Annotated in this window: 8 protein-coding genes; 2 read left to right on the top strand and 6 right to left on the bottom strand. The window is 35.0% G+C overall.

Annotated features, from left to right (window positions below):
- Positions 1-270 precede the first annotated feature (270 nt).
- From upp to WBF61_RS06285, 6 genes are all read right to left on the bottom strand, one after another.
- The gene (upp, locus tag WBF61_RS06310) at positions 271-900 is read right to left on the bottom strand and encodes a uracil phosphoribosyltransferase (RefSeq protein ID WP_424254916.1); all 630 of its coding nucleotides are present in this window, start codon (positions 898-900) and stop codon (positions 271-273) included.
- 211 nt (positions 901-1,111) lie between these two features.
- Positions 1,112-2,347 (bottom strand): serine hydroxymethyltransferase, encoded by a 1,236-nt coding sequence (gene glyA / locus WBF61_RS06305; protein WP_424254914.1) that lies wholly within the window; start codon positions 2,345-2,347, stop codon positions 1,112-1,114.
- Positions 2,348-2,385: 38 nt separating this feature from the next.
- Positions 2,386-3,435: an L-threonylcarbamoyladenylate synthase gene (locus WBF61_RS06300; protein WP_424254912.1), complete on the bottom strand. Its 1,050-nt coding sequence runs from the start codon at positions 3,433-3,435 to the stop codon at positions 2,386-2,388.
- Between the two features lie 73 nt (positions 3,436-3,508).
- A complete protein-coding gene (gene prmC, locus WBF61_RS06295) occupies positions 3,509-4,354 on the bottom strand; it encodes a peptide chain release factor N(5)-glutamine methyltransferase (RefSeq protein WP_424254911.1) in 846 nt (281 codons plus the stop codon).
- Positions 4,344-5,420, bottom strand: a complete 1,077-nt coding sequence (gene prfA, locus WBF61_RS06290) for a peptide chain release factor 1 (protein WP_424254909.1) — start codon at positions 5,418-5,420, stop codon at positions 4,344-4,346. The genes prmC and prfA overlap by 11 nt, the downstream gene beginning before the upstream one ends.
- Positions 5,421-5,523: 103 nt before the next feature.
- Positions 5,524-6,093: a thymidine kinase gene (locus WBF61_RS06285; protein ID WP_424254907.1), complete on the bottom strand. Its 570-nt coding sequence runs from the start codon at positions 6,091-6,093 to the stop codon at positions 5,524-5,526.
- Between the two features lie 286 nt (positions 6,094-6,379).
- Between WBF61_RS06285 and WBF61_RS06280 the strand changes: the two genes are divergently transcribed.
- On the top strand, positions 6,380-7,729 hold the full coding sequence (locus WBF61_RS06280; protein WP_424254905.1) for a MurT ligase domain-containing protein: 1,350 nt from the start codon (positions 6,380-6,382) through the stop codon (positions 7,727-7,729).
- Between the two features lies 1 nt (position 7,730).
- Positions 7,731-8,408 carry a type 1 glutamine amidotransferase gene (locus WBF61_RS06275; RefSeq protein WP_424254904.1) on the top strand — a complete coding sequence of 226 codons (678 nt, stop codon included), beginning with the start codon at positions 7,731-7,733 and terminating at the stop codon, positions 8,406-8,408.
- The last annotated feature ends 160 nt before the right edge of the window (positions 8,409-8,568 follow it).

The following is an 8,568-nucleotide window of genomic DNA, read 5'->3' as shown; positions in this document are numbered from 1 at the left end:
TTCTACTAGTGTATTTTTTTACAATCTTTGTCAATTAAATTAATTAAGTAGACGTTTATTAAAAAAATAGGTGCCTTAAAAATAAAAGAAAAAGTAACTAGTAAGAGATTTTCATCCCTTATCAGTTACTTCTTATCACATCTTGGTTTTAATTGAGTTGTGTACTCTAGCTCTTTGGATAAATTCAAAAGTATCCTCGTGGCTTTTAGCCTCTTGCGGTAATTTTTCATTTCTCTCTCAGAGCTGAACAGAGTTCGCAACATGTTGGTTTTATAGTGTGCCGAATAAACGGTCGCCCGCATCACCTAAACCAGGTAAAATATAACTATTTTCGTCTAATTTTTCATCAAGAGCTGCTGTATAGATGTCAACATCCGGATGTGCTTCTTTCAATGCAGCTACCCCTTCAGGTGCTGCTACGATACAAACAAATTTAATTGAACTTGCACCACGTTTTTTTAATGCATCAATTGCTGTAATAGCTGAAACACCTGTTGCTAACATTGGATCTACAACTAACAGTTGACGGTCCTTGATGTCTGAAGGCAATTTAATAAAGTACTCAACTGCTTCCAACGTTTCATGGTCTCTATACATTCCAACATGTCCAACTTTTGCAGCTGGAATTAAATCTAAAATACCATCAACCATTCCTAAACCCGCTCTTAAGATAGGTATGATTGCAACTTTTTTTCCTGCTAATTGTTTTTTTGTTGTTTTAACTAAAGGCGTTTCGATTTCAACATCTTGCAGAGGCATGTCTCTTGAAACTTCGTATGCCATTAAACGCGCAATTTCATTCACGGCTTCTCTAAAATCTTTCGTTCCTGTATTCTTGTCGCGAAGAATTGTAACCTTGTGTTGAATTAATGGATGGTCTATTACATGAAATTTTCCCATAATCTTCAGCCCTCATTTTCTTTAGATTTCAAACAATTCTATTGTAAAGGAAATACTGTTTAAAGGCTAGAAAATTATCCATTGTTTTTAATTTAGTTTTAGCCCTATCTACCTATATATCTTACCCGATAAGGATTAGTTTATATTTTTACATTTTTTGCAAGAAAAAAAGTTGATAAGATTCTTTTATCTTATCAACTGGGGATTATTATTATTCTTTATACAAAGGATTCTTGCTAGTTAATTCTAAAACTTCTTGTTTAATCGCAGGTCTTTTATCTGGAGTATCTTTTGTTTTTAAAGTTGCTACAATTAACTCTGCTACTTTTTTTGAATCTTCCTCATCAAAACCGCGGGTAGTAATTGCAGGCGTTCCGATTCGAATACCACTTGTTTTAAATGGACTAAGTGTTTCAAACGGAATAGTATTTTTATTTACAGTAATACCAACCTCATCTAACATATTTTCTGCTTCTTTTCCATTTAGTCCAAATTGCGTTACTTCTAATAATAATAGGTGATTATCTGTTCCTTTACTTACTAAATGTCCAACTGATTCATTAAAAATAGTTTCCATTGCTTTGGCATTTTTAATAATCTGTGCTGCATAGTCCTTAAATTCAGGCATCATCGCTTCTTTGAAGGCAACAGCTTTCCCAGCTATTACATGTTCTAATGGACCACCTTGAATTCCAGGAAAAATTGCGCTATTAATCACTTTACCATATTGCTCTTTGGCTAAAATTAATCCTCCACGTGGTCCCCGTAATGTTTTATGTGTTGTAGAGGTTACAACATCAGCATATGGAACTGGATTTTGATGCAATCCTGCAGCTATTAAACCTGCAATGTGTGCCATATCAACCATTAAATAAGCTCCAACTTCATCTGCGATTTCTCTAAACAAAGAAAAATCAATTTTTCTTGCATAAGCACTTCCACCAGCAACAATCATTTTTGGTTTATGTTTTAAGGCTTGATTTCTTACTTCTTCGTAATCAAGTAATTCATTTTCTTTATCAACACCGTAGGCAACGAAATGATACGTTTTCCCACTAAAGTTAACCGGTGAACCATGTGTCAGATGTCCGCCGTGTGTTAAATCCATTCCTAAGACTGTATCACCTGGCTCTAAAAAGGCATTAAAGACAGCCATATTCGCCCCTGAACCAGAATGTGGCTGAACGTTCGCATATTCCGCTCCAAAGAGTTCCTTTGCACGTTCAATTGCTAAATTTTCAATAACATCAATATACTCACATCCACCATAGTATCTTTTCCCTGGGTATCCTTCAGCATACTTATTCGTTAAAATACTTCCTTGCGCAGCAAGTACTCCTTTTGAAACAAAATTTTCTGATGCTATTAGTTCAATATTTTGTTCTTGTCGTTCTTTCTCTTGATCAATTGCGTCAAATACTTCTTTATCAAACTCTCTAAAATCCATTTTCAACCCACATCCTTAACTAGTTTAGTTTGAATTCACTATTGTTGTTCACTACTGTTAGACATTTCTTCTGTAAAATAATGATTTGCGGCCGCCTTTTCTAAACGGTTCATATACGCTCCACCTATTCCGTTTTTATCATAGGCCTCAGCTAATATTACGGTTACTGGTGTCTTTTCAAAAGAACGAAGACCAGCATATAGAGATTTAGCTGCCGCTATAGTACTATCTTTTTCGCCCAAAGAATATACCGCAGTTACAGTTCCTTTATATTGATTTATTCTCTCTTCGTTAGCTAATAATCCTACTTTTTCATCTTTATTTTGGTAATAAGCAATAGCCTTTTGCCATTGTTCGTCTGCACCATTCACAATTACAACGGGTTCATTAGGTGCATAATGCGTATATTTCATACCCGGCGCTTTAGGACTTTCATCTTTAGTAACAAAGTGTTGATCTAGATATACGTTTTCCAAAATAGACTCTAAATCTTCTTTTGTCAGTGCTCCTGGTCTCAAAATCGTTGGTTTTTTAGGATCCGTTATATCTAAAACAGTTGACTCTAATCCTAATCCAGTTTCTCCACCATCTAAAATACCCGCAATTTTCCCATTTAAATCATGGTAAACGTGATCAGCTGTTGTTGGACTAGGTTTCCCTGATGTGTTTGCACTAGGTCCAACCAACGGAACTCCCGCTAAGTTAATCAAAGCTAAAGTCGCTTCGTTATCTGGCATTCTTATCGCAACACTTGTCAGCCCACCCGTTACAGTTTTAGAAAAGACTCCTGGTTTCGTTTTAAATATTAACGTTAAGGGTCCGGGCCAAAATTTAGCCATTAACTCTTTTGCCTGTTCTGAAACTTCTTCGACGTACTTTTCTACTTCATCAACAGAAGCAACATGGACAATTAAAGGATTATCGCTTGGTCTCCCCTTTGCGGAATATACCTTTTTTACTGCTGCTTCATCCATTGCATTTGCTCCTAGTCCGTAAACTGTTTCTGTCGGAAAAGAAATTAACTCCCCTTGTTTTAACAACTTTGCTGCTGCTTCAATTTCATTCAATTGAAATCGTTTGGTGTTCAAAAAAACACCTCCATCTTTTTATTTCGTTATTTGCCACATGTCCTCTATGCTTATTGTTGAAAGAGATTCTACTTTAATTGCATTTTACTTTAAGTAAACGGTCTTGTCCGCTCATATCTTTTTCAATTGTCACATCTGCTGTTGGGAAGGCTTTTTGGAAGAGCGTTTTCACTATATTTCCTTGCTTAAATCCAATTTCTAAAAATAGTTGTCCATTTGGTTTCAATATAAATGGAATCTCTTTGGCTAATCTTTGGTAAACTGCTAATCCTTCATTTTCAGCGAACAAAGCTAATTCAGGTTCATACTTTAATACTGAGTCATCCATGTATTTTTTTTCGTCCCTACCAATATAAGGAGGATTCGAAATAACGATATCAAATTTTTCAGATTTAACCGGATCTGTTAAATCGCCTAATAAAAACCTTACATTTGCTTTAAGATTTTCTCCATTTTCTTTAGCTACTAATAGAGCTTTATCAGATAAATCAATGGCTGTCACATCGTCTTGTGGACGCTCTTTCTTTATCGTAATAGCAATAACTCCAGTACCAGTCCCAATATCGACTATTTTCAACGGTTTTTCTGGTACACTTTTTAAAAATTTATCGACTATTTCTTCTGTTTCTGGACGTGGAATTAACGTATCCGAATTCACCTTAAATTTATACCCATAGAACCATTCATAGCCTAGTAAGTACTGAATCGGAATCCCTTTACTATGGTTTTTAACATCCATCACCCATTGCTTTTTTATTTCTGTAGAAATTTCTTGGTCTAAATGCAAAATAAAATCGGTTTTAGACCACTCGAGACGCTCCCTTAATAAAATTTCAGCAGCTATCCCTTCTTGACCAGCTCCTTCTAAAAAAGAAGAAGCCCATTTTAGGACTTCTCTATATGTTTCATTAGTGATCATTTTTTAATTGCTCCATTTTTTCTGTTTGATCATGCAGAATTAATGCATCAATAATTTCATCAAGTTTACCACCCAAAATTTGTTCTAATTTTTGAATAGTTAACCCAATTCTATGATCAGTCACTCTACTTTGAGGGAAGTTGTACGTTCTAATTCTTTCTGAACGATCTCCAGTACCAACGGCAGATTTACGCTCCGTATCGATAACATCTTGAGCTTCAGTTTGAATATGATCGTATACTCGAGCTCTTAAAACTTTCATCGCTTTTTCACGGTTTTGAATTTGTGAACGGCCATCTTGCATCGCTACGGTAATCCCTGTTGGCAAATGAGTCAACCGCACTGCCGAAGCCGTTTTATTTACATGCTGTCCACCGGCTCCACTTGCATGGTAAATATCTACACGAATGTCTTTGTCGGCAAGATTCAATTCCACTTCTTCTGCTTCTGGCATGACAACTACTGTTGCAGTTGATGTATGAATACGGCCTTGTGATTCAGTAGATGGAACACGTTGCACGCGATGTGCACCATTTTCATATTTTAATTTAGAATACACATTGTCTCCAGTAATCATGATTGTTACTTCTTTATAACCACCAATACCAGTAATATTCGCGTCTAATACTTCTGTTTTCCAACCTTGAGCATCTGCGTATTTTTGATACATACCAAATAAATCGCCAGCAAATAAAGCTGCTTCATCTCCACCGGCTGCGCCTCTAATTTCCATAATGATATTTCGATCATCATTCTCATCTTTAGGAAGCATTAAGACTTTCATCTTTTCTTCAATTCCTGTTTTTTCTTTTTTTAAATCTGTTAATTCTTCTTTTGCCATCTCGGTTATTTCTGGATCTGAAGTTTCCGATAACATCTCCAAAGTATCTTCGATATCTGCCTCAACCTCTTTGTAGCGACGATAAGTGGCTACTGTTTCACGCAGACTGGCTTCTTCTTTTGTTAACTTCATTAAACGTTTTGTATCGCTAACCACATCAGGATCGCTCAATAATTCATTTAATTCTTCATAGCGTCCTTCGACGCTCGCTAGTCTATCAAACATGCTTAATTTCTCCTTTATTTATCGTTGTATTTCTTCTATATTTGTCCTTAAATTTTTGGACAGAAATACAATCGTTTTTAAATTCCATCGTACTTGTTATTTCTTATAAAGGGGGATTAAAATAGTGCTTACGACAAACTGGGAAATAGCTTTCATTTCCTCCTATTTGTATTTGTTCCCCTGCATAAACAGGTTTACCGTCTATCAAACGCATATTCATAATCGCTTTTCTATGACAGTACCAACAGATTGTTTTCATTTCTTCAATCTTATCCGCATATAAAAGTAAATACTCAGAACCTTCAAACAATTCATTTTTAAAGTCATTTTTAAGTCCAAATGCCATTACTGGTATACCCAAGTCATCCACAATTTTAGCTAATTGTAAAATATGTGTCTTCTTCAAAAACTGTGCTTCGTCTATTAAAACACAAGCGGGATCAAAATCAAGTTTTTGAACGAGTTCAAAAATATTTGTATCATCAAAAATAGAAATACCTTCTCGTCTCAATCCGATTCGGCTTGAAACAATTCCAACTTCGTCACGATTATCTAACCCACTAGTCATGATGACAACGGGTTTATTTTGCTCTTCGTAGTTATAAGCAACTTTAAGTATTTCGATTGTTTTACCACTATTCATCGCACCGTATTTAAAAAAAAGCTGAGCCATAGTTTATATCCTCTTTTCTTTCATAGGAATCTCTTTGAATTATACGGTAATTTTGGGGATAATGCATTAAATTTGTAAAAGAAAAATAGAATAGGGCTGATTTCTCTTGTTATTCCTATTTGCTTTTGCTTTTTTATTTAGTCATGAATAGATGAATTTAGCGAAAAAAGATTTTTTCTTATATAATAGAAGTTGTTACGGAAATTTAATCTCTTATCAAAATAATTATGCTAGAATAGCTAATAGGATTATCAAACCATTTCATTTATTATTGGAGGAAACTCAATTGAGCATACGAAACAATCTTGCTATAGCGGTAGGAAAAACAACCAGATGGGGACTGCACACTTTTCTTAAAGGTGGAAGTAGTTATCCTGGAATGTTAACCCAGAAATTAGACCCTACTGTTTTAGGGGCTTTATCTAAAGATTATGAAGTAGTTATTGTGACCGGAACGAATGGGAAAACTTTGACTACGGCTTTAACTTATCAAGTTTTGAAACAAAAATACCCTGATATCATTACAAATCCCACTGGTGCTAATATGTTGCAAGGGATTATTTCAACATTTTTGCAACATCATTCTTATAAACCAAGTTCAAAAAAGAAAGTAGCCATTTTAGAAGTTGATGAGGCTAGCTTGGTTCATGTAACAAAATATGTAAAACCTAAAGCAATCGTATTTACGAATGTCTTTCGTGATCAAATGGATCGTTATGGTGAAATTTATACGACCTATCAACTAATGCTAGATGGAGCAGCATTAGCCCCTGATGCTTTAATTGTTAGTAACGGAGACGCGCCTATTTTTAATTCGAAAGAAACAGTGAATGAACGGATTTATTTTGGATTTGATCATTTACCAGATGGGGAAACTCAGGCTCATTACAATACAGATGGGGTTCTTTGTCCTCATTGCCATAACATTTTACAGTATAAGTTTATTTCTTACAGTAATTTAGGTAAATATTATTGCCCTGAGTGTGGTTTCCATCGCCCTGATCTGACCTATCGAATGACAGATATCCTTAATATGGATCACCAGTCTTCTCGTTTTGTTATTGATGGCGAACAATTTGAAATCACTATAGGTGGACAATACAATATCTATAACGCACTTGCAGCTTATAGTATCGGTCGGATTTTCGATGTTTCAACTGATCAAATCCGTGATGGATTCCACTCTTCTAAACGCGTTTTTGGTCGTCAAGAAGTGATTCAAGTAGGCGATAAAGAAATTACCGTTAATCTTGTAAAAAATCCAGTAGGACTAAATCAAGTTTTAGACATGATTGCTCGTGATCCAGAACCATTCTCTTTAGTTTCCATCTTAAATGCTAATGCAGCTGATGGAACAGATACCAGTTGGATATGGGATGCAGACTATGAAAGTGTATCAGAGATGGCTATCAAACAATTCACTGTGGGTGGAGAACGAGTTGATGATATCAAAACCCGTTTAGAGGTTGCCGGTATTCTGCCTGAAAACTTACAAGTTATTCCAGAAATCCCAGACCTAATTAACAGTTTTAAACAAGCACCTACTAAAAAAATTCATGTTTTAGCAACCTATACAGCTATTTTACAATTGAGAAAAGAATTAGCTAATCAGAACTATATTGAGGGAGGCATGTAACATGATTGAATTAACTGTCTGTCATCTTTATGGGAACTTATTAAATACTTATGGAGACAATGGCAATTTATTGATGTTAAAACATCGCGCTAAACAACATGGTATTTTATTTAATGTTGAAATCATCAGTCTTAATCAATCTTTTGATCCTTCTAAATATGATTTAGTTTTCTTTGGAGGAGGACAAGATTTTGAACAACGTATCGTTTCACTAGATTTGCAAACAAAAAAATCTGATCTTTCATCGTACATTGAAAACGACGGTGTCATGGTTGGTATTTGCGGGGGCTTTCAATTGCTAGGTCATTATTATGTTGATGCGGCTGGAACAAAAATTGAAGGCGCTGGAGCACTTGATTATTATACGCTTAATCAAGTTAACAATCGATTTATTGGCGATATCGTAATTAAAAATGAAGAATTTGGTGAAACTTATAAAGGCTTTGAAAACCACAATGGCCGAACTTTTTTAGGCGATCAAGTCAAGCCTTTAGGTATTGTCGAAAAGGGTCAAGGCAATAATGGCGAAGATAGAACTGAGGGGGCACATTATAAACAGACCTTTTGTTCTTACCTTCACGGACCTCTTTTAGTTCAAAATATTCCACTTACTGATCGCATTATCAAACAGGCTGTTAAGAAACGTTTTCCAAAACAAGCAGAAGAATTATTTTCTTAAAGAGGCTAGGACATAACTAATTAAAACTTAAAAAGAGGCTGGGACAAAAGTCCCAGTAAGTAAGAAAAAAAAGAAATCTTTACTTCCACTTTTTATGTGGATAAGATTTCTTTTTTTATAGTTTTTTTTGTAGCAAATTAATGGTTTAAAATAAACAAAA

Source organism: Carnobacterium sp. (assembly GCF_049673005.1).
GTDB lineage: Bacteria > Bacillota > Bacilli > Lactobacillales > Carnobacteriaceae > Carnobacterium_A.
The sequence above is the reverse complement of the archived record's forward strand: the minus strand, read 5'-3'. Positions and strand labels throughout refer to the sequence as shown.